We start from the raw sequence: 20,822 nt of genomic DNA, 5'->3' as shown, positions 1-20,822 counted from the left end.
GATCAAACTCTCCGTTGAAGACTCTTATCAACCCCCGGCTAGAAACCAAGAGCCAATGAAAACTAGAGAGCCAAATCCAGCAATAAAACTCACGCCAGCAATAACTCCATTGCTGACAAAAAAGAACCGGTCCCTCCCCGACGGGAAGAAGGAGAAGAACCAGCAAACCAAAACAAAATATTGGCACTGACATTCATCGACACACTGTTGAGTTCTCAAAGAACACGCACACACCACCACCACCCACACGAAGCAGGAGGATCCGGGGCAACCGTTCCAGCCTAGCCAGCCGCACGGAGCCGAGTCAAGACTCGAACTCTTCGGTGACCAGGATGTCAGATGATCTACGGAGCCGGTGATCGAGGCCTTGCGGTCTCGGTCCGTGTCCGTGTCGCTCTGACTCGACAAAAGTTACGCGACGGATAACAGTGCGTCAAATCCGCAGGTCGGCCACACGACGGGCTCGCGACCATGCAGGTCAGCGCGCCGCTCCGGCGCCTCGCGGGCCTTCGAGTGCTGGAACCCCGACTGTGACCCCGCGCACGCGTGGCTCACACCGAGCGCCGTACGCCGGCCATGTTCTTCTTACCCCGACGCAGCACCAGCCACTCACCGTGCAGGAAGTCGTCCGCGGAGGGAGTCCAGTCCTCGGCAGCGATCTTCTGGTTGTTGACCGACACTCCCCCCTCCTTCACCACACGACGGGCGGCGCCCTTCGACTCGCACAGCGACGTGTCGACGAGAAGGTCGATGATCGTGCGCTCCTCCCCTGCCGGCAGCTCGGCGACGTCGGTCTCCGACAGCGCGGCCGACAGTGTCCCCGCGTCCAGGTCGCGAAGCTCTCCCCGGCCGAACAGGGCGGAGCTGGCACGTTCGACGGCTGCGGTGTTGTCCGCGCCGTGCACCAGCGTCGTCATCTCCGCCGCCAGTCGCTTCTGCGCCGCGCGGGCCTGGGGTCGTTCTGCCGTCGCCGCCTCGAGTTCCGCCAGCTCGTCACGATCGAGGAACGTGAACCAGCGCAGGTACTTCACGACGTCGGCGTCGGCCGTGTTCACGAAGTACTGGTACCAGGCGTACGGCGACGTCATCTCGGGGTCGAGCCACAGGCTTCCGCCACCGGTGGACTTACCGAACTTCGTGCCGTCCGCCGCAGTCACCAGAGGAACGGTCAGTCCGTGCACGGCGTCGCCGTCCATACGTCGGGTGAGATCGATGCCCGCGACGATGTTCCCCCACTGATCCGATCCGCCGACCTGCAAAGTGCAACCGTGCTGCCGATGCAGGTGCAGGTAGTCCTGCGCTTGCAACAACATGTAGCTGAACTCGGTGTAGGACATCCCGTCCGATTCGAGGCGCTTCTTCACCGTGTCCCGCGCCAACATCACGTTGACGGAGAAGTGCTTGCCGATGTCGCGGAGGAAGTCGATGGCCGACAGCGAGGCGGTCCAGTCGAGGTTGTTCGCGATGACCGCACCGCCGGCACCCTCGAAGTCGACGAAGCGAGAGAGCTGACCCTTGATGCGATCGGCCCACTCGGCCACCGTGTCGCTCGAGTTCATGACGCGTTCGCCGACGTCACGCGGATCACCGATGAGTCCGGTGGCTCCGCCGGCCAGCACGATCGGACGATGACCCGCACGCTGGAAACGTGACAGGACCAGCAGCGGAACGAGGTGCCCTGCGTGCAAGCTCGGTCCCGTCGGATCGAATCCCGCGTAGAGGGTGATCGGGCCGTCCGCGGTGGTCGCCGCTGTCAGTGCCTCGATGTCTGTCGACTGCGCTATCAGTCCACGCCAGGTCAGGTCCTCGATGATGCTCACACCGCTGATTCTTTCGCATGCGCGCACGTCACCCGACGGCGCCCTCAGGCCTGAGTACCGGGCTCCCCGGCGGGGTCTGTCGGAGCTCGCGGGCTCCGTCGATAGGCAGACACGGCCACCGAGGGAATCCAGAAACGCCACGGACGGTCGGCAGCGGTGGACACGCCGACACGAGGACCTGACTGTACCGGTGACGTCGTCTCGTCCGACAGCGTCACAGACACTTCCGCGCTCTCGGCGAAGACACGAACACCGTTGTGGGCCAACGACAGTGCGAGAACACTCCCGACGTTGCCAGGTCCGCGCGCCATACCGAACTCCGGTGCGCGGGGCCGCCGCGTCCTGGCGACCGCGAGACCGTCGACGACTTCACCCGCGCGGATCAGGACGGCGCCGGCCGTTCCGTCAGGACCACAGACGATGTTCGCGCACAGATGCATCCCGTAGCTGAGATAGACGTACAGGCGACCGGGCGGCCCGAACATGACCGAGTTGCGCGGTGTGGGGCCTCGAAACGAGTGCGCCGCGGGGTCGGGCCAGGGTCCGCCGGGATCACCGCCGTACGCCTCCACCTCGACGATGCGCAGTGTGACGCCGGCGCAGGTCAGTGTGGCGCCGAGCAGCCGCGTCGCCGCGTCGACAGGAGTCGCGGACCCGAGAACCCGTTCCGACGGCAGTACGCGGTCGGTCATGTCGGCGGTCGACTGGTCGCAGTCGCTCCCGTCACTCCGCGATCGGAGCGGGCGCGGTCGCCCTGGCCAGAATGTCCTCGTGCTCGGCGTCGGTGGCGTCACGCGCGTCATCGATGAGCAGCACCGGAATACCGTTCTCGATCGGATAGACACGGCGCAGCCGGGGGTTGTAGAGCAGTTCGTCCTGGATCAGCAGAAGCGGACCCTTGTCCTGCGGGCAGGCGAGAATGCTGTGCAAGCGAGCATCGACGCTCAAGAGGACTCCTCGTTCCGTCGTCGCGTCGGTCTTCCGACGCGGTCTCACCCTACTGATGCGCGGTGAAGCGCTCCGCCGCCACTGCCTTCGTCATGCGCTTGTACTCGCCGGACGTCGACGCCAGATACCAGGTCTTGACCCCCGGACCGGGCAGTCCGGCAGCGCGCAGCGTGTCGTCGAGCGGTCGGAACGCGCGGCTCAGCGGGATGTCCGCGACCACGTGCACGACGTCGGGTTGCTCGGCCGGATCCAACACCAACAGCGCATCCGACACCATCGACGCCGTGAGGTTCTGACCCGCCCGCACGGTCACCGCGCACACCGACCACTGGTCACCGTGCTCCCCGATGCCGTACGCCACGGCCAGGTCCACCGGCTCCGCCTCGCCGATCGCGTCGGCTATCGGCTGCGGGTAGACGGGTCCGCGTGCGGTGGTGATCACCGAGCGCTTGTGCCCGAGCAACCAGTAGTCACCGCCCTCGTCCCGACGGAACAGCAGGTTGGTCGGAGTCCACACGTCGCCGGCACTGAAGACACCACGCATGAACGCGCCGCTGGAGTCGTCCAGTCCGGGGCGGCCGAGCAACTGGCCGGGTTCGCCGGTCTCGCAGTGTCGGACGAATCCCTGCTCGTCCACGAGGTACCGACCCGAGACGGCGTCGTATGCCGCGAGTTCCACCCGTGCACTGCCCGGCAGCGGGCGACCCTTCGCCCCGATCTTCGTTCCCGCCACGTTCGCGAGGACGACGTCGCCCTCGGTGGACGCGTAGAACTCGAGTACCCGCGCAGGTGCCAGTCGTTCGAGCGTGTGCCGCCACAGGTTGGTGGGCATGCCCGATCCGATGAGGAGCCGTACGGCGTGCTGTCCTCGGTGCGGAAGGGATTCCGACGTCAGGATGTCCCGCATCATGGTCCACGTGTAGGACACGACCGTGACGCCGTAGCGCTGCACCTCGTCCGCGAAGCGCTCGGGCTCGACACCGCGCGACAGCGCGATGCGGGACCCGCCCGCCAACGCGCCGCCCACCGCCACGAGCAGTCCGGCCGAATGGTGCAGCGGCGCCAGGCAGTACACGGTGTCGCCGCGGGACAGACCTGCGGAGCTGGCCGTACCGAAGGCCGACAGAGCCCAGCGGTAGTTGGTGATGAACTTGGCATCCAGAGTGTCGTCGTTCCCGCTGAACAGCACGAAGGCGAGTTCCCGTGCGCGCCCGGGGTTGGGGACGTACCACCCCGGCAACTCCACCGTCGACGGGTCGACCTGCTCGAGATCCACGACCAGGTCGGAGTCCTCGATGTCGAGCGAGCGGGACTCGCCGCCGCCCAGGACCAGCACGTCCAGTCCGTGGTCGACGGATCCGGCCAGATTGTCGGGGTCGACGATCAGCAGTTCGACGCGCCCGAGTCGCAGCGACGCCGAGAGATCGCTGGTGGGCTGCAGCATGACGGCCACCGCACCGATGCGGGACAGTGCGGCGACGGCGGCGAGTGCGCTCGGACGTGTCTCCATCAGCACGCCGACGTGCATCGCGGGGCGTACACCGTTGACGATCAGGCCGCGCACCACGTTGTCGATGCGCTGATCCACGGCGGCGTAGGAGTACACACGGTCGTCGAACACGAAGCACTCACCGGCACTCGCGCGCCGAGCCTGCTCACCGAGCAGACGACCGAGGGATACCTGCGAATGAGGTTGCAGCTGGCCGAGTCTGGCGAGACGGGGCAGTGTGCGAGCGGCCTCGGACGAGATCTCACGAGACCCCTTCACGGCCCCGGCCGCCGCCGAGGCGATGCCGCGACCGAGACCCAGGCCGACCTCGGCGATGGTGGCCGCGGTGTGGACGAGACGATTTCCCACCGACACGCCGCTCTCCGAGGCCGGGTGCTCGTCGTACCCCATGGCGTGCACCTCGACCGGCCGCGGCCCCAGGCCCTCGCGCCACCGGATCCACCCCACCGTGTTCGGCCACGTCTGCGTGGCCGCGGTGCTCCCGACCACCAGCCCGAAGTGCCCGGCGCGGAGCCCTGCCTCGTACACCTTGGCCCGCGGAGCCGCCTTGCGGATGCCGCGCACCGCGAGCGGTTGGCCGATGTCGTCGACCTCCCCCACGAACGCGAGGATCGGCATGGTCAGTTCCGCGAGCGAGACGACCTTGCCGCGGATGGAGAACCCGCCCGTCATCATGCGGTTGTGCACGACGAACTGCGTCAACAGTTCCGCGACCGCCGGGCCCGACCAGGCGACCCACCCGTCCATCGCGAGGAACCGGCGCTGGGACTCGCGGGGCAGGAGCGCGTCCCGGTCGTGGAGCTGGAGCAGGAAGTCGATGCGCGACTTGACGGTCTTGGCCGGGTCGAGCAACTGGAACCCGGTGCGGGCCATCCAGTCGGTCACCGCGAGACGCGTGAACACGTGCTCGGCGAGGAACTCGGCACCCTTGGTGGCCACGTTCGCCGGGATCCCGAGAGGGAGCGCCGCGAGGGTGTCCACCGGACTGCCGAACGTGATGATGCTGGCGATGTCGCGACTCGAGCGGTACGCGGCGGCCTGGTAACAGAACATGCCGCCCTGCGAGTACCCACCGAGGTGGACCTCGCGACCCGTCCGCTCGGCGACGATGTCGATGATCTCGCTGATCGCGACGATGTGGTCCGCCAGCGTCCGGTTCCACCCGCCCTCCTCGGTGGCCGGCGAACCGAAGTCGACCACCCAGGGGTCCATCCCCGCCTCGTGCAGGATGCCGACGCCGCCCTGGTCGCGGGTGACGTCGTAGACGTCGGCCGACATCATCATCGGCGGTACGAGCACGACGGGCGGACCCGTCTGCTCGGACTCCGGGAAGTACCGACGCAGCCGGTACATACGATCGCGCGCGACCACCGAGAAGGGAGACGGAACGGCATCCGTCTCGAGTCCCCCGAGACGGATGACCTCGAGCCCGTTCTGCGCCGTGGCGACCACACGCCGCAACGACGTCGCGACCGACCCGGTGTCGATTCCCAGCAACTGCACTCCTCGAAGGCGGCATCGATTCGGTCGGTGTGGTCCACGACTCGTCGACCGATGAGGACACAGCGTCTCACACCACTCCGACCGCTCGGATCGGGTCGTCCCGTCAGGCCGTGATCCACGTCCTGAGCTCGCCCGCGGTGCGCTGGACCACGATGATCTGCTCCGCCACCCGCGCGGGCGCGGTACCGCCGCGGCTGTCCCGCGAGCCGATGGATCCGTCGACGGTGAGCACCGAGCGGACCTCCGGCGTGAGCGCCGGGTCGATCGTCGCGAACTCCTCGTCGGTCAGGTCGTCCAGACCCACACCGCGCGACTCCGCACGTCGCACGCAGTCGCCTGCCACCTCGTGGGCGTGCCGGAACGGCACACCGTTGCGGACGAGCCACTCGGCGATGTCCGTCGCCAGCGTGAATCCCGCCGGCGCCAGCTCGCGCAGCCGGTCGGTGTGGAAGGTGAGGGTGGACACCAACCCGGTCAGGGCGGGCAGAAGCATCTCGAGCTGGAGCACCGAGTCGAAGACGGGCTCCTTGTCCTCCTGCAGATCACGGTTGTACGCGAGGGGCTGAGCCTTGAGCGTCGCGAGCAGACCGGTGAGATTGCCGATCAGTCGCCCGGTCTTGCCGCGCGTGAGCTCCGCGACGTCCGGGTTCTTCTTCTGCGGCATGATCGAACTGCCCGTCGACCATGCGTCGGCGAGTGTCACGTAGCCGTACTCCGGGGTGCTCCACGACACGATCTCCTCGGCGAGACGCGACAGGTCCACCGCAGTCATGGCCAGGACGAACGCCGCCTCGGCGGCGAAGTCGCGCGAACTCGTCGCATCGATCGAGTTCTCCGCGGAACCGTCGAACCCGAGCTCCGCGGCGATCTTCTCCGGGTCGAGTCCGAGCGACGAGCCCGCCAGGGCGCCCGAACCGTAGGGCGACACCGCGGCGCGGCCGTCGAAGTCCCGGAAGCGCTGCACGTCCCGCAGCAGCGGATGGGTGTGTGCGAGCAGATGATGCGCGAGCAGGACCGGCTGCGCGGCCTGCGAGTGCGTCTTGCCCGGCATCGCCGCATCGGGATGTGCCTGCGCCTGCGCGGTGAGGGCCTCGACCACGTCCAGCACGCCCGCCGACACCCGCCGCACCGCGTCCCGCAGCCACATCCGGAACAGGGTCGCGACCTGGTCGTTGCGCGACCTGCCGGCACGCAACCTGCCGCCGAGCTCGGGTCCGACCCGGTCGATCAGCCCGCGCTCGAGTGCGCCGTGCACGTCCTCGTCGGACTCTGCGGGACCGAACGCACCCGAGTCGACGTCGTGGGCGAGCTGATCGAGGCCGGTGAGCATCGCTTCGAGATCGCCCGCCGTCAGCAGGCCGGCCGAGTTGAGCACACGTGCGTGAGCCTTGGAGGCACGGACGTCGTACGGGGCGAGCACCCAGTCGAAGTGGGTCGACTTGCTCAGCGCCGCCATGGCTTCCGCGGGACCCGACGCGAAGCGCCCACCCCACAGAGCACCCGCGTTGGTGCCGTGAGCGGGTGACGTCACAGGTCCGACTGTCCCTGCGCCGCCACCGCGCCACGGTCACGGCTGGCCGCGATCTTGGACGACAGGCCGTGCAGCTGGACGAAGCCCTTGGCCGACGACTGATCGAAGGTGTCGCCCGCGTCGTAGGTCGCGAGGTTGAAGTCGTACAGCGACTCCCCGCTGCGGCGACCGTTCACGACGACGGTGCCGGCGTGCAGCACCAGGCGGATCTCACCGGACACGTGCTCCTGGGTGTGCTGGACGAAGGTGTCGAGTGCACCCTTGAGCGGCGAGAACCACAGGCCGTCGTAGACCTGCTCGGCCCACTTCTGGTCCGTGTGCCGCTTGTAGCGGCCGAGCTCGCGTTCGAGGGTGACGTGCTCGAGCTCCTCGTGGGCACGGATGAGGACCATGGCGCCGGGAGCCTCGTAGACCTCGCGGCTCTTGATGCCGACGAGCCGGTCCTCGACCACGTCGAGGCGGCCGACACCCTGCTTGCCCGCACGGGTGTTCAGTTCCTGGATCGCCTGCAACACCGACACCGGGCGGCCGTCGATGGCGATCGGGCGCCCCTTGTCGAACGTGATGACCAGCTCGTCCGGCGCGTTGAAGTTGGCCGTCGGATCCTCGGTGTAGTCGTAGACGTCCTTGGTCGGGGCGTTCCACAGATCCTCGAGGAACCCGGTCTCCACGGCGCGACCCCACACGTTCTGGTCGATCGAGAACGGCGACTTCTTGGTGACGTTGATGGGGATGCTGTTCTCCTCGGCGAAGGCGATGGCCTTCTCGCGGGTCCAGGCGTAGTCGCGCACCGGGGCAAGCACCTCGAGCTCGGGCGCGAGCGTGTTGAAGCCGACCTCGAAGCGCACCTGGTCGTTGCCCTTGCCGGTGCAGCCGTGAGCGACGACGGTGCCGCCGTGCGAGCGCGCGTTCTCGACGAGGTGCTTGACGATGAGGGGACGGCTGATGGCCGACACCAGCGGGTAGCGGTCCATGTACAGGGCGTTCGACTGGATGGTCGGCAGGCAGTACTCGTCCGCGAACTCGTCCCGGGCGTCGACGACGACGGCCTCGACGGCGCCGCAGTCGAGTGCGCGCTGCCGGATGACCTCCATGTCCTCGCCACCCTGGCCGAGGTCGATCGCCACGGCGACCACCTCCTTGCCGGTCTCGCGGCCGATCCAGCTGATGGCGACAGAGGTGTCGAGGCCGCCGGAGTAGGCGAGGATGACGCGTTCGGCCATGGGGTGTGTGCTCCTTCGTGTGATTCGGACGTTCTGGGATCAGGACTGGTGGTTCAGCGCGCGAGATTCTCGATGCGGTCGGCGAGCTCGCGTCCGGACAGCGGATCGCGGGCGATCACGAAGATGGTGTCATCCCCCGCGACCGTTCCCACAATCTCGGGCAGTGCCGCCCGGTCCAGTGCACTGGCGAGATAGTGCGCGGCTCCGGGCGGCGTGCGGAGAACAGCCATCGTGGAGCTGGCGTCGGTGGAGACGAGCAACTCGCCGAGCAGCCGGGAGAGCCGATCGGTGCCGCCCGCGACCCCTCGGACCGGGCTGCCGTCCTCGGGAACGACGTAGACGCCCGCACCGCCGTCGGCGGCGCGAAGTTTGACGGCGCCCAACTCGTCGAGATCACGGGAGAGAGTGGCCTGGGTGGCCTCGATCCCCTCCGCCGCGAGCAGCGACTGGAGTTCCTGTTGCGACCGGACCTGGTGGGTGGAGAGCAGGGCCACGACGCGCGCCTGGCGCCCGGCGCGCGTCGACGACGTCACCGGTCCCTGCGACTCGGCGGTCACGGCGTCCGTCGTCCCGATGCCGCCTGCTCGAGCAGCCACACCAGGACGGCCTTCTGTGCGTGCAACCGGTTCTCGGCCTCGTCCCACACGACGCTGCGAGGGCCGTCGAGCACCGTGTCGCTGATCTCCTCGCCGCGGTGGGCCGGGAGGCAGTGCAGGACGAGTGCCTCCGAGTCGGCACGGTCGAGCAGCGACTCGTTGATCTGGAACGGGCGGAGGGGACCGACGCGGTCGAGGCCGTCGTTCTCCTGCCCCATCGACGTCCACGTGTCGGTGACCAGCACGTCGGCTCCGGTCGCGGCGGCGATCGGATCATTCGTGACGGTCACGCTCGCTCCCGTCCGCTCACCGCGCTCCTGCGTGGCCGCCAGCACCGACGGATCCGGCACGAAGCCCGCCGGGGCGGCGATCGTGACATCGACGCCGGCGGTGACGGCGCCGAGCATGAGGGAGTGCGCCATGTTGTTGGCGCCGTCTCCGAAATACGAGAGCCGGAGACCTCTCAACGATCCCTTGCGCTCGGCGAGCGTCTGGAGATCGGCGAGCACCTGGCAGGGGTGGAAATCGTCGGACAGCGCGTTGACGATGGGCACGCTCGCCCCCGTCGCCATCTGCTCGAGGCGCTTCTGCCCGAACGTGCGCCACACGACGGCGTCGACGTAGCGGGACAGCACGCGCCCGGTGTCCTGCAGCGTCTCCTCGCGTCCGAGCTGCGTGCTGCGGCCGTCGACGACCACTGCGTGGCCGCCGAGTTGCGCGATGCCCATCTCGAACGAGAAGCGGGTGCGCGTCGAGTTCTTCTCGAAGATGACGCCGACGCCGCGCGGACCCTCCAACGGGCGCCGCGAGAATGGTGCCTTCTTGAGTTGAGCTGCGAGAGCGAGGATCTCGGCCTGCTCCTCGGGGGAGAGATCGTCGTCTCGAAGGAAGTGCCGCAGTGTCACGAGGTCGCCTCTGCTGTCGGCCGCGCCTCGTCGAGGATCGCGGGAAGTGCACGGACGAACGTTGCTGCCTGCTCGTCCGTGATGATCAGGGGCGGCGCCAGACGCAGGACGTTCGCCTGCGCCGCGTTCACCAGGAATCCGGCGTGGCGGGCCGCGGTCTCGACATCGGCCGCCACCGACTCGGTGAGGACGATGCCCAGCAGAAGGCCCGCACCGCGTACGTGATCGACGAGGGGATGTCCGAGCGCCTCGATGTCGTGTCGCAGGATCTTGCCCAACCGGTCGGCGTGCGAGAGCAGATCTTCGGACGCGAGAGTGCGCAGCACGGCCAGGGCCGCCGCCGAACAGACCGGGTTGCCACCGAATGTGGTCCCGTGCTTGCCCGGGGTGAGCATGGCGGCTGCCGGGCCGATACCGATGCAGGCGCCGATGGGAAGTCCCCCGCCCAGCCCCTTCGCGAGGGTGATGACGTCCGGGACGATGCCGAACCGCTGATGGGCGTAGAACCACCCCGTACGGCCGATGCCCGTCTGGACCTCGTCGAGGATCAGCAGGGCGCCGTGGCGCGCGGTGATCTCGCGCGCTGCGGGCAGATAACCCTCCGGCGGGACGACGACTCCGCCCTCACCCATGATCGGTTCGAGGAAGACGGCGGCCGTGTTCTCGTCGACGGCCGCCTCGAGCGCGGCGATGTCGCCGTAGGGAACGTGCGACACACCGGCGGGCATGGGCTCGAACGGAGCCCGCTTGTCCGCCTGCCCCGTGAGCGCGAGGGCTCCCATGGTCCGACCGTGGAACGCGTTCTGCGCCGCGATGATGTTCGGTCGACCCGTGAGACGTGCGATCTTGAAGGCGGCCTCGTTCGCCTCGGTGCCGGAGTTGCAGAGGAACACCCGAGCATCGCCGCCGGCCGCGTGACCGAGGTGCTCGAGGAGATGCTCCGCCAGTTCGATCGACGGCGGCGCCGCGTAGAGGTTGGACGTGTGGCCCAGCGTCGTCAGCTGGGCGGAGACCGCCTCGACGACGGCAGGATGCCCGTGGCCGAGGATGTTGACCGCGATCCCGGCGAGCAGATCGAGATACTCCTTGCCGTCGGCGTCCGTCACCACGGCTCCCGAGCCGCCGACCAGCGCCACGCGCGGCACGCCGTAGTTGTTCATCAGCGCATTCGAGAAGCGTTGCTGCAGTCGCTCCGTGCTGGTCATGCCCGTCCTCTCGTACTGCCGTCGTGCACCATCGTGCCGATGCCCTCGCCGGTGAACAGTTCCAGGAGCACGGAGTGCTCGAGTCGACCGTCGATGACATGGGCGCTGGGAACTCCCCCGCGCACCGCGCGCAGACACGCCTCCATCTTGGGAACCATGCCGGCGTCCAGGCCGGGCAGCAGTTCGGCGAGGACGTCCGCCTCGATCTCCGAGACGAGCGACCCGCGGTCCGGCCAGTTCGTGTAGAGCCCTTCGACGTCGGTGAGGACGACGAGCTTCTGCGCGCCGAGCGCCTCCGCGAGGGCCGCGGCCGCGGTGTCCGCGTTGATGTTGTGCACGACGCCGTCCGCGTCGGGAGCGATGGTCGAGACGACCGGGATGCGCCCGGCCTCGATGAGGTCGTGCACCGCAGCGGGATTCACCGTCGTCACGTCGCCCACCAGACCGATGTCGGTGGCGACACCGTCGACGGTCACGGTCCGTCGAGTCGCCGTGAACAGGTGGGCGTCCTCGCCGGAGATGCCGACAGCGTAGGGGCCGTGCGCGTTGATCAGTCCGACCAGCTCGCGACCGACCTGCCCGAACAGGACCATGCGCACGACGTCCATCACCTCGGGCGTCGTCACGCGGAAGCCGCCGCGGAATTCCCCCACCAGCCCGAGTCGAGTGAGCATGGCGGTGATCTGGGGACCGCCGCCGTGCACGACCACCGGGTGGATACCGACGGTGCGCAGGAACGCCATGTCGGCCGCGAACGCGGCCTTGAGTCGATCGTCGATCATGGCGTTGCCGCCGTACTTGACCACGACGACCTTGCCCGTCCACTGCTGGAGCCACGGGAGGGCGCCGGCGAGGATGCGTGCGGTGTCATGTGCGGACACGGGCTCGGGCGACGTCATGACGAGTACGCCGAGTTCTCTTCGACGTAGGCGTGCGACAGATCCGTGGTCCTGATCGACGCCGACGCGGTGCCGACACCGAGGTCCACCTCGAGCGTGATGTCGACGGCCGAGAGATCGACCTCGCGAGCGCCGGGCACGCCCATGCTGTCGACGCACACGGGATTGCCGTTGAACGACACGACGATGCGATCGGGATCGAGCGCGACCGGCGCGATGCCCACAGCGGCGAGAACGCGGCCCCAGTTGGGATCGGAGCCGAACAGCGCCGTCTTGACGAGGGAATCGCGCGCGATGGTTCGCGCCGCGACGAGTGCGTCCTGTTCGGACTCGGCACCACCGACCTTGACGATGATCCGCTTGGTCACGCCCTCCGCATCGGCCATCAGCTGATCCGCGAGGTCGTCGCACACCGCGAGGACAGCGGCGTCGAGTTCCTCCTGTGTCGCCTCGATGCCGCTGGCACCGGACGCGAGGAGCAGCACCGTGTCGTTCGTGGAGGTCGCGCCGTCCACGTCGAGTCGGTCGAAGGACTGTGCCGTCGCGTGCCGGAGGGCGCGATCGAGCTGATCGGCGCTCGCCACGGCGTCCGTGGTGACGACACACAGCATCGTCGCCAGCGAGGGCGCCAGCATGCCGGCGCCCTTGGCCATGCCGCCCACGTTCCAGCCGTTCTCGTGGTGGATCGCGGCCTGCTTCGGCCGGGTGTCGGTCGTCATGATCGCGTAGGCCGCATCGGTGCCGCCGGAGATGCCTCCGGCGAGCTCGTGCACCACCTCGGTGACACCGCCGAGCACCTTGTCCATGGGCAACCGGTCGCCGATCAGTCCGGTCGAACACACGGCGATCTCGCCGGCGCCCGTCTCGGTTCCCCAGTCGCTGAGGGTCGATGCGAGGTGCTCGGCGGTACGGTGCGTGTCCTGGAATCCGGGTGCGCCGGTGCAGGCGTTGGCGCCGCCCGAGTTCAGGACGACGGCGCGGAGCCGACCGGAGGTCAGCACCTGCTGTGACCACAGGACGGGCGCAGCCTTGATCTTGTTCAGGGTGAAGACACCGGCCGCTGCCAGATCGGGGCCCTCGTTGACCACGAGGGCGACGTCGAGGCCCCCCTTGGCCCGGAGACCGGCCTCGACCCCGGCGGCCCGGAATCCCGCTGCCGACGTCACACCCTGTGTGCGGACGAGAACCCCGGGAGCGCGCGTGGGGGCGCCGGGAGAGGACTGGTTGTGGTCGGTCATGGTGCTGTTCCCACCGTGGAGAGTCCGGCGCTCTCGGGGAGTCCGAGAGCGATGTTCATCGACTGCACCGCGGCACCGGCGGTGCCCTTCGTCAGATTGTCGATTGCGGCGAGGACCACCAGCAAGCCCGCGTCCTCGTCGACCGCCACCTGCAGGTGGACCGCGTTGGACCCGAGCACCGACCCCGTCTGCGGCAGCTGCCCCTCCGGGAGAAGGTGAAGGAAAGGTTCGTCGGCGCAGTACTTCTCGTAGACCGCACGCGCCTCGGAGGCCGACACCGTCGTCGGAGCGGTGCACGTCGCCAGGATGCCGCGCGGCATCGGAGCCAGCACAGGAGTGAACGACACGATCACGTCGGTGCCGGCGATGGCGGAGAGGTTCTGCGTGATCTCCGGCGTGTGGCGATGCGCGCCGGCGATGCCGTAGGCACGGACCGACCCCATGACCTCGGAACCCAGCAGGTCCGGCTTCGCCGCGCGACCGGCGCCGGAGGTGCCGCTCACGGCCACCACGGTCACGCGGGGCTCGACCATGCCGGCAGCGAACGCGGGCGCCAGAGCCAGCGACGATGCCGTGGGGTAGCACCCGGGAACAGCGATGCGCGTCGCTCCGACCAGGGCGTCCCGACCACCGGGCAATTCGGGCATGCCGTAGGGCCAGTGTCCGGCGTGCTCCCCGCCGTACCAGCGATCCCAGGCGGCGGCGTCGGTCAACCGGAAGTCGGCACCGCAGTCGATGATCAGCGTGGAGTCCGACAGCTGTTCGGCGAGGGCGGCGGACTTCCCGTGCGGGAGCCCGAGGAACACGACGTCGTGCCCCTCCAGGGCCGCGGCGTCCGTGTCCACCAGCACGCGGTCCGCGAGCGGAACGAGATGCGGATGGTGTTGCCCCAGCGTGGTTCCGGCGTTTCCACCGGCCGTCAGGGCGCCGATGGTCATCCGGCCGTCGAGCACTGCCGGGTGTCCGAGCAGCAGACGCAGGATCTCGCCACCCGCGTAGCCACTGGCGCCCGCGACGGCCACCCGGGTGTCCGTCGATGTCGATGCACTGTCCATACGATGATTATGCATGACGGTGCAAGCTCATTCAAAAGCGGCGCACCGTCAGTGTCGGAGTTCGGCTCCCACTGCCGTCGTCGCTGCTGCGACGGCGGCATCGCGAGCGGCACTCGCCTCGTCCTCGGTCAACGTACGGTCGGCCGCTCGGAACCGCAGGGCGAAAGCCAGTGACTTCCGGCCGGCACCGACCTGATCGCCGGAGAACACGTCGAAGACACGAATGTCCTCGAGGAGTGGGCCCGCCCCGGACACCAGAGCCGACTGCACGGCGGCGGCCGGGACGGACTCGTCGACGACGACCGCGACGTCCTGCAGCACGGCGGGGAACGGCGAGATGGACGGTGACGGCAGCGGCTCACGGGTGGGGACGAGATCGAGGTCGATCTCCACCGCGCAGGTCCGCGGCGGCAGACCGGCGCGCTCGAGGACACCGGGATGCAGCTCACCCGCGTGCCCGACCACGACACCGTCCACAACGACTTCGGCACACCGGCCCGGATGCCACGGAAGGTACCGGGCGGACCGGAGTTCCACCTCGACACCGGACGCGCTCGCGATGGTCCTCGCTGCACTGAAGGCATCGGTGGCGTCGGCAGGACGGCCGGCGCCCCACGGCCCGGGTGCCGTCACCGCACCGGTCAGCACGACGGCGGCGTGCAGCGGCTGCACCGGCAACGACTGCTTCAGAGCGTCGATCTCGTCCTCGGTGGGACGACGGTCGACGGCGAGCGCATCGATCGGGCGCGTGCCCTCACCCGGTTCGACGACCTGCGCGACGGCGAACAGCGCCAGATCCCGCTGTCCGCGCGAGACGTTGCGCTGGGCGATCTCCAGGAGACCGGGGACGAGAGTGGTCGCCAGTTCGGGTCGGTCCGCCTCCAACGGATTGAGCACCCGCGTGGTCACCCGGCGCGGATCGTCCGCGTCGAGTCCCCAGACGTCGAAGACCCCGGCCGGCAGGAACACGGGCGCGAGGACCTCGACGTGCCCTGTGTAGGACAGTGCCCGACCCACTGCCCGGCGACGACGCTGGGCGGCGGTGAGTCCGCGGCCCGCGGGAGCGTGCGGCAGGACGGACGGAATGGACTCCAGTCCCTCGAGTCGCAGCACCTCCTCGACCAGGTCGGCGGCCTGACGGAGGTCGGGACGCCACGTCGGCGGCGTCACGACGGCCACCCCGCGCCCGGCCTCGGACACGTCCACGACGACCTCGCACCCGACCTGGGTGAGGCGGCGCACCGCGGTTCCGCTCGGATAGGTCACACCCGCGACCCGGTCCGGCAGGTCGAGATCCATGGTCACGGTGTCGGACACCGTCGATGCACCGATGTCGGTGAGCAGCGGCTCCACCCGGCCGCCCGCGATCGAGGCCAGCAGTGCGGCGGCACGGTCGAGCGCGCGCACCGGGAGAGCAGAGTCCACCACTCGTTCGTAGCGACGGCTCGCCTCACTGGGCAGCCGGTGACGGCGCGCGGTGCGGAACACGGCGAGCGGGCTCCAGATGGCCGCCTCGAGCAGGATGTCGGTGGTCTCGTCGCCCACCTCGGTGGACGCGCCACCCATGACACCGGCCAACGACACCACGCCGGACTCGTCCGCGATGACGACGTCCTCCGGGTCGAGGGTGCGCACGGTGTCGTCGAGGGTGCGGAGCGTCTCCCCCGCCTCGGCGCGGCGGACCACCAACCCGCCCGACAGCGCGGAGGCGTCGAACGCGTGGAGCGGTTGGCCCAGTTCGAGCATGACGTAGTTGGTGACATCGACCGCGGGCGAGATGGGTCGCACACCGGACAGCAGCAGCCGCCGCTGGATCGTCCAGGGGGTCACCGCGGCCGGATCGATGCCCACGACGCGGCGCGCGGCGAAACGGGTGGCACCCGACTCGGAACGGACGTCGACGGGCCACGCCTCGCCCTCGGAGGCGGCCGCGGACACGACGGGCTGCGAGGCGTCGGCGGGATCGACGAAGTCCAGGTCGAAACCGCACGCCAGTTCGCGGCCGAGACCGCGCACGCTCAGGGCGTATCCGCGATCGGGCGTCACGTTGACGTCGAACACGGTGTCGTCCATGCCCAGAACGGCGAGTGCGTCGTCGCCGGGCTCGGCCGTGCCGGCAGGCAGCACGAGAATGCCGGAGTGATCCGAACCGATACCGAGCTCGGACACCGAGCAGATCATGCCGTCGGACGTGCGCCCGTACGTGGACCGCGCGGCGATGGCGAACCCGCCGGGCAGAACGCTGCCGGGAAGTGCGGCCACGATGAGGTCGCCCTCCGCGAAATTCCGTGCACCGCAGACGATTCCGCGGGGCTCCGCCTCGCCCACCTCGACCAGGCAGAAGCGGATCGGCTTCTTGAACTCGGTCAACTCCTCGATGGACTGCACACGGCCGACGACCAACGGGCCCGTGATCTCCGGAAGGGGGATGACGTCCTCGATCTCGAAGCCGACGGACACGAACCCCGCGTCGAGCTCGTCAGCAGTGACGCTCCACTCGGGAGCGGCCTTCCGGACGACCTCGGTCAACCAGGACTGGGGCACTCGCACGACTTCTCCACTCTCTCTGTCTGAATGCTTGTCTGCAGGGGCCGAGCGTCAGCCGGCCACACCGAAGGGCAGGCTGAACCGCACGTCGCCCTCGACGATGTCGCGCATGTCGGGAATGTCGTTGCGGAACTGCAGCGTTCGCTCGAGGCCCATGCCGAAGGCGAACCCGCTGTAGATCTCCGGGTCGACGCCACAGGCGCGCAGCACGTTCGGATTCACCATGCCGCAGCCACCCCACTCGACCCAGCCCGCTCCACCCTTCTTGCGGGGGAACCACACGTCCACCTCCGCGGACGGCTCGGTGAACGGGAAGTAGTTGGGGCGCATCCGGGTCCGCGTCTCCGGGCCGAACAGCGCACGCGCGAACGCGTCGAGCGTGCCGCGGAGATTGGCGAGCGTGAGCCCCTTGTCCACGGCGAGTCCCTCGACCTGATGGAAGACGGGCGTGTGCGTCGCGTCGAGTTCGTCCGTACGGAACGTGCGCCCGGGGCACACCACGTAGATCGGCAGGTCGCGCTCGAGCATCGACCGCACCTGCACCGGCGAGGTGTGCGTGCGCAGCACCTGACGAGACCCCTCGGGCGCGACGTGGAAGGTGTCCTGCATCGTCCGCGCGGGATGGTCGGGCAGGAAGTTGAGCGCGTCGAAGTTGAAGTGCTCGGTCTCCACCTCCGGGCCCTCGGCCACCTCCCACCCCATCGCCACGAAGACGTCGGCGACCTGATCGGCGATGACGGTGATGGGATGGCGGGCGCCCACCGGGCGGCGGACGGACGGCAGGGTCACGTCGATCGCCTCGGCGACGAGCACAGCCGCGTCACGTTCGGCGAGCAGCACCTCACGACGATCGTCGAACGCGATCCGCACACGGTCACGCGCCACCTTGACCCGCTTGCCGGCGTCGGCCCGCTCGGTCTTCGGCAGCGAGCCCAACGCGCGCTGTGCGAGCGCGAGGGGCGCCTTGTTCCCGATGTGGTGGATCTTGGCCTCGGACAGAGCGTCGATGTCGGACGCGGCGGCGAAGGCGGACTCGGCCTCGGTGACGGCTGCGTCCAGCGCAGCGTCGGTCAGCGCCTCCGCGTCGGCAGCGGCCTGATCGGCCTGCGCTTCACCCTCGTTGCGCTCCACGTCCACACACTCCATCGTCTCGATCGGCGAGCACCTCTGTCGCGGTGCTCCTCACGGTCGCCGGGCAGAACCCGGCGGGGAAAGCCTAGGCGGTGCCCCGGCGGCGCTGCACCCGCGCACCGGCGTACAGACACACGGCGGCCGCGGTGGCGAGGTTGAGACTCTCGGCGCGGCCGTGGATGGGAATGCGCACCCGGTGATCCGCAGCAGCCGCGACCTCGCGGGACAGCCCGTGCGCCTCGTTGCCGAACACCCAGGCGGTGCGCCCGGCCAGCGCGTCGTCGGCGTCGTCGAGGTCCAGTTCACCGTCGACGGTCGTCGCCAGCAGACGGGCGCCGGTCGCACGGACCGCGTCGAGTACCGCCGTCACCGAACGCTCCCGTGCGACGGGGAGATGGAAGAGACTTCCGGCGGACGCGCGCACGCTCTTGCCGTTCAGCGGATCGACACTGTCCCCGGCGAAGATCACCGCGCCGGCGCCGGCGGCGTCCGAGACGCGCAGGATGGTGCCCGCGTTGCCCGGCTCGGAGATGTCGACGACGACCGTCACGAGTGACGGGCTCGCGGCCAACGCCTCCACCAGGGAGACGACGACGGACGTGCACACGGCCACGATTCCCGGCGGAGTCACGGTGTCCGACAGCGATGTCGCCGCGCGCTCGGTCATCAGCTGCGGCTGCGCACCGGCCGCGGCCGACGCCTCGAGCAGTCCGCGGCGCTCGTCGAACCAGCGCTCGGTGGCGAACACCTCGCGCACGACACCGGCGGCGACCGCCTCGGTCACCGCGTTCTCTCCCTCCGCGAGGAAGAGGCCGGTTCGCCGACGTTCGACGCCGCGCTGCAGCTTGACAGCCGAAACGACCCGCGGAGTCCGCTCGGTGAGCGGCGCCGCGGGTCGTGACGGAGTGTCGTCGAAGCGCCTGATCAGGCTGCTTCTCCGGCCGGTGCGTTGATGTCGGCAGGCAGTGCCGCCTTGGCGATCTCGACGAGTGCGGTGAACGCCGCAGCGTCGGAGACCGCGAGCTCGGCGAGGATCTTGCGGTCGACCTCGACCTCGGCGATCTTCAGACCCTGCACGAAACGGTTGTACGTGATGTCGTTCGCCCGAGCTGCCGCGTTGATACGCGTGATCCACAGCTTTCGGAAGTCACCCTTGCGAGCGCGGCGATCGCGGTACGCGTAGGTGAGCGAGTGGAGCTGCTGCTCCTTCGCCTTGGTGTAGAGACGCGAACGCTGCCCGCGGTATCCGCTGGACGCCTCGAGAATCGAACGACGCTTCTTCTGGGCGTTGACCGCCCTTTTCACGCGTGCCACTGGTGAATCCTGTCGTAGTGGGGCCTAGGGCCCGGGTGGGAAAGAGATCAGAGACCGAGAAGCCGCTTGACGCGGGGAACGTCGTTGGGGCTGACGACGGCCTTGCCGTCGAGGCGACGCGTCACGCGCGAGGACTTGTGCTCGAGCAGGTGGCGGCGGCCGGCCTTCTGGCGCAGGATCTTTCCGCTACCGGACACCTTGAATCGCTTCGCGGTGCCGCTGTGAGTCTTCGACTTGGGCATGAGTCCTCAGTTCTGTTACTTCGGTCGGTGGTGCTGGTGGATCCGAACGCTCAGGCGCTCGGTGTGGCTGGTGCCTGCGGCGTCGCCGGCGTCTGCGGAGCAGCGGGTGCCGGCGGCGCCGCCTCGGCGGCGGGTGCAGCGGTCGGCGCGGAGGCCGGCGGCGGCACGGTGGCGCGCGGTGCGTTGGACGCCTCCGCTGCCTTCGCCCTGGTCTTGGCGCCCTTGTGCGGAGCCAGGACCATCGTCATGTTGCGGCCGTCCTGCTTGGCCGAGGTCTCGACGAAGCCGTGCTCGGCGACGTCGGCGCCCAGGCGCTGAAGGAGGCGGTAACCGAGTTCGGGCCGCGACTGCTCGCGTCCACGGAACATGATGGTCACCTTGACCTTGGACCCGGCCTCGAGGAAGCGGACGACATGGCCCTTCTTCGTCTCGTAGTCGTGGTCGTCGATCTTGGGACGAAGCTTCTGCTCCTTGATGACCGTGAGCGTCTGGTTCTTGCGCGACTCACGAGCCTTCTGCGCAGCTTCGTACTTGAACTTGCCGTAGTCCATGATCTTGCAGACCGGCGGACGGGCGTCGGGTGCGACCTCGACGAGGTCGAGATCGGCTTCGACAGCCAGGCGGAGTGCATCTTCAACACGCACGATCCCCACCTGTTCACCGCCAGGTCCGACGAGTCGGACTTCGGGAACTCGGATGCGATCGTTGATGCGGGTCTCAGTGCTGATGGGGCCTCCTCGGTAGTGCGGTGACGGATGGTGGTGCTCGACCCGATGCGGTGCGCCGTCCTACGCGCTCCACACCGGCGCTCGTGCTCTCCGTCTACCTCGACACCGTGGCCACCGGATTTGTTCCCGCGGGAACCTTCCGAACGACGAAAACCCCGTCGCTCACGATCGAGATCGCGAGCAGCGGGGTCCGGTACCGACCGGTCGACGGATGTCACCATCCGCGGGCCACCTCGTCTCGTCGACGAAGCGCACCACTTCCCGATGTGGCTGGGAAGGACCGGAACCACTGCCCGGCGAACCGTGCGGTGGTGGGAGTCGGACTCCACTTGCTGCCTCCGGGTTCCGCATCCGTGCCCGGCACTCGCGCGCCGACACGGACACACCTGAAGGCGGTCGTGGAAAGAAGAATAACACCAGGTGCCCT

General features: G+C 68.9%; 19 protein-coding genes. 1 reads left to right on the top strand and 18 read right to left on the bottom strand.

Annotated features, from left to right (window positions below; genetic code table 11):
• Positions 1 to 190: hypothetical protein (locus tag HQ325_RS10410; RefSeq protein WP_222628677.1), on the top strand; the 190-nt coding region annotated here is incomplete at its 5' end.
• 361 nt (positions 191 to 551) lie between these two features.
• Here HQ325_RS10410 and tyrS read toward each other — a convergent pair.
• From tyrS to infC, 18 genes are all read right to left on the bottom strand, one after another.
• Complete coding sequence (gene tyrS, locus HQ325_RS10405; protein WP_222628675.1) at positions 552 to 1,820, bottom strand: tyrosine--tRNA ligase; 1,269 nt, start codon at positions 1,818 to 1,820, stop codon at positions 552 to 554.
• A 44-nt stretch (positions 1,821 to 1,864) separates the two neighbouring features.
• The gene (locus HQ325_RS10400; protein ID WP_222628673.1) at positions 1,865 to 2,512 is read right to left on the bottom strand and encodes a DNA-3-methyladenine glycosylase; all 648 of its coding nucleotides are present in this window, start codon (positions 2,510 to 2,512) and stop codon (positions 1,865 to 1,867) included.
• Between the two features lie 31 nt (positions 2,513 to 2,543).
• Complete coding sequence (locus HQ325_RS10395; RefSeq protein ID WP_027506733.1) at positions 2,544 to 2,768, bottom strand: Trm112 family protein; 225 nt, start codon at positions 2,766 to 2,768, stop codon at positions 2,544 to 2,546.
• Between the two features lie 49 nt (positions 2,769 to 2,817).
• Positions 2,818 to 5,775 carry an AMP-binding protein gene (locus HQ325_RS10390; RefSeq protein ID WP_222628671.1) on the bottom strand — a complete coding sequence of 986 codons (2,958 nt, stop codon included), beginning with the start codon at positions 5,773 to 5,775 and terminating at the stop codon, positions 2,818 to 2,820.
• A gap of 109 nt (positions 5,776 to 5,884) precedes the next feature.
• On the bottom strand, positions 5,885 to 7,312 hold the full coding sequence (gene argH, locus HQ325_RS10385; RefSeq protein ID WP_222628669.1) for an argininosuccinate lyase: 1,428 nt from the start codon (positions 7,310 to 7,312) through the stop codon (positions 5,885 to 5,887).
• A complete protein-coding gene (locus tag HQ325_RS10380; protein WP_056447988.1) occupies positions 7,309 to 8,535 on the bottom strand; it encodes an argininosuccinate synthase in 1,227 nt (408 codons plus the stop codon). Before HQ325_RS10380 ends, argH begins: the two co-directional genes overlap by 4 nt.
• A gap of 53 nt (positions 8,536 to 8,588) precedes the next feature.
• Positions 8,589 to 9,110, bottom strand: coding sequence for an arginine repressor (locus HQ325_RS10375; protein ID WP_197027837.1), 522 nt, complete (start codon positions 9,108 to 9,110; stop codon positions 8,589 to 8,591).
• Complete coding sequence (gene argF / locus HQ325_RS10370) at positions 9,089 to 10,036, bottom strand: ornithine carbamoyltransferase (protein ID WP_222628667.1); 948 nt, start codon at positions 10,034 to 10,036, stop codon at positions 9,089 to 9,091. The genes HQ325_RS10375 and argF overlap by 22 nt, the downstream gene beginning before the upstream one ends.
• Positions 10,033 to 11,241 carry an acetylornithine transaminase gene (locus HQ325_RS10365; RefSeq protein WP_222628663.1) on the bottom strand — a complete coding sequence of 403 codons (1,209 nt, stop codon included), beginning with the start codon at positions 11,239 to 11,241 and terminating at the stop codon, positions 10,033 to 10,035. The genes argF and HQ325_RS10365 overlap by 4 nt, the downstream gene beginning before the upstream one ends.
• On the bottom strand, positions 11,238 to 12,140 hold the full coding sequence (gene argB, locus HQ325_RS10360; RefSeq protein WP_222628661.1) for an acetylglutamate kinase: 903 nt from the start codon (positions 12,138 to 12,140) through the stop codon (positions 11,238 to 11,240). Before argB ends, HQ325_RS10365 begins: the two co-directional genes overlap by 4 nt.
• The gene (gene argJ, locus HQ325_RS10355; protein ID WP_222628658.1) at positions 12,137 to 13,378 is read right to left on the bottom strand and encodes a bifunctional glutamate N-acetyltransferase/amino-acid acetyltransferase ArgJ; all 1,242 of its coding nucleotides are present in this window, start codon (positions 13,376 to 13,378) and stop codon (positions 12,137 to 12,139) included. The genes argB and argJ overlap by 4 nt, the downstream gene beginning before the upstream one ends.
• Positions 13,375 to 14,433 (bottom strand): N-acetyl-gamma-glutamyl-phosphate reductase, encoded by a 1,059-nt coding sequence (gene argC, locus HQ325_RS10350; protein ID WP_222628656.1) that lies wholly within the window; start codon positions 14,431 to 14,433, stop codon positions 13,375 to 13,377. Before argC ends, argJ begins: the two co-directional genes overlap by 4 nt.
• Before the next feature lie 48 nt (positions 14,434 to 14,481).
• Entirely contained in the window at positions 14,482 to 16,983 is a 2,502-nt protein-coding gene (gene pheT / locus HQ325_RS10345) for a phenylalanine--tRNA ligase subunit beta (RefSeq protein ID WP_222628654.1), read from the bottom strand.
• Between the two features lie 48 nt (positions 16,984 to 17,031).
• A complete protein-coding gene (gene pheS / locus HQ325_RS10340; RefSeq protein WP_081821415.1) occupies positions 17,032 to 18,126 on the bottom strand; it encodes a phenylalanine--tRNA ligase subunit alpha in 1,095 nt (364 codons plus the stop codon).
• Positions 18,127 to 18,196: 70 nt separating this feature from the next.
• Positions 18,197 to 19,036: an RNA methyltransferase gene (locus HQ325_RS10335; protein WP_222629211.1), complete on the bottom strand. Its 840-nt coding sequence runs from the start codon at positions 19,034 to 19,036 to the stop codon at positions 18,197 to 18,199.
• Positions 19,036 to 19,425: a 50S ribosomal protein L20 gene (gene rplT, locus HQ325_RS10330; protein ID WP_027506746.1), complete on the bottom strand. Its 390-nt coding sequence runs from the start codon at positions 19,423 to 19,425 to the stop codon at positions 19,036 to 19,038. Before rplT ends, HQ325_RS10335 begins: the two co-directional genes overlap by 1 nt.
• Positions 19,426 to 19,472: 47 nt before the next feature.
• Positions 19,473 to 19,667, bottom strand: coding sequence for a 50S ribosomal protein L35 (gene rpmI / locus HQ325_RS10325; protein WP_027506747.1), 195 nt, complete (start codon positions 19,665 to 19,667; stop codon positions 19,473 to 19,475).
• Between the two features lie 50 nt (positions 19,668 to 19,717).
• Positions 19,718 to 20,395 carry a translation initiation factor IF-3 gene (gene infC, locus HQ325_RS10320; RefSeq protein WP_222629209.1) on the bottom strand — a complete coding sequence of 226 codons (678 nt, stop codon included), beginning with the start codon at positions 20,393 to 20,395 and terminating at the stop codon, positions 19,718 to 19,720.
• Positions 20,396 to 20,822: the final 427 nt, after the last annotated feature.

The sequence above is a fragment of the Rhodococcus sp. BP-349 genome (genome assembly GCF_019835845.1).
Taxonomy (GTDB): domain Bacteria; phylum Actinomycetota; class Actinomycetes; order Mycobacteriales; family Mycobacteriaceae; genus Rhodococcoides.
This window is presented reverse-complemented; position numbering and strand designations above follow the sequence as displayed.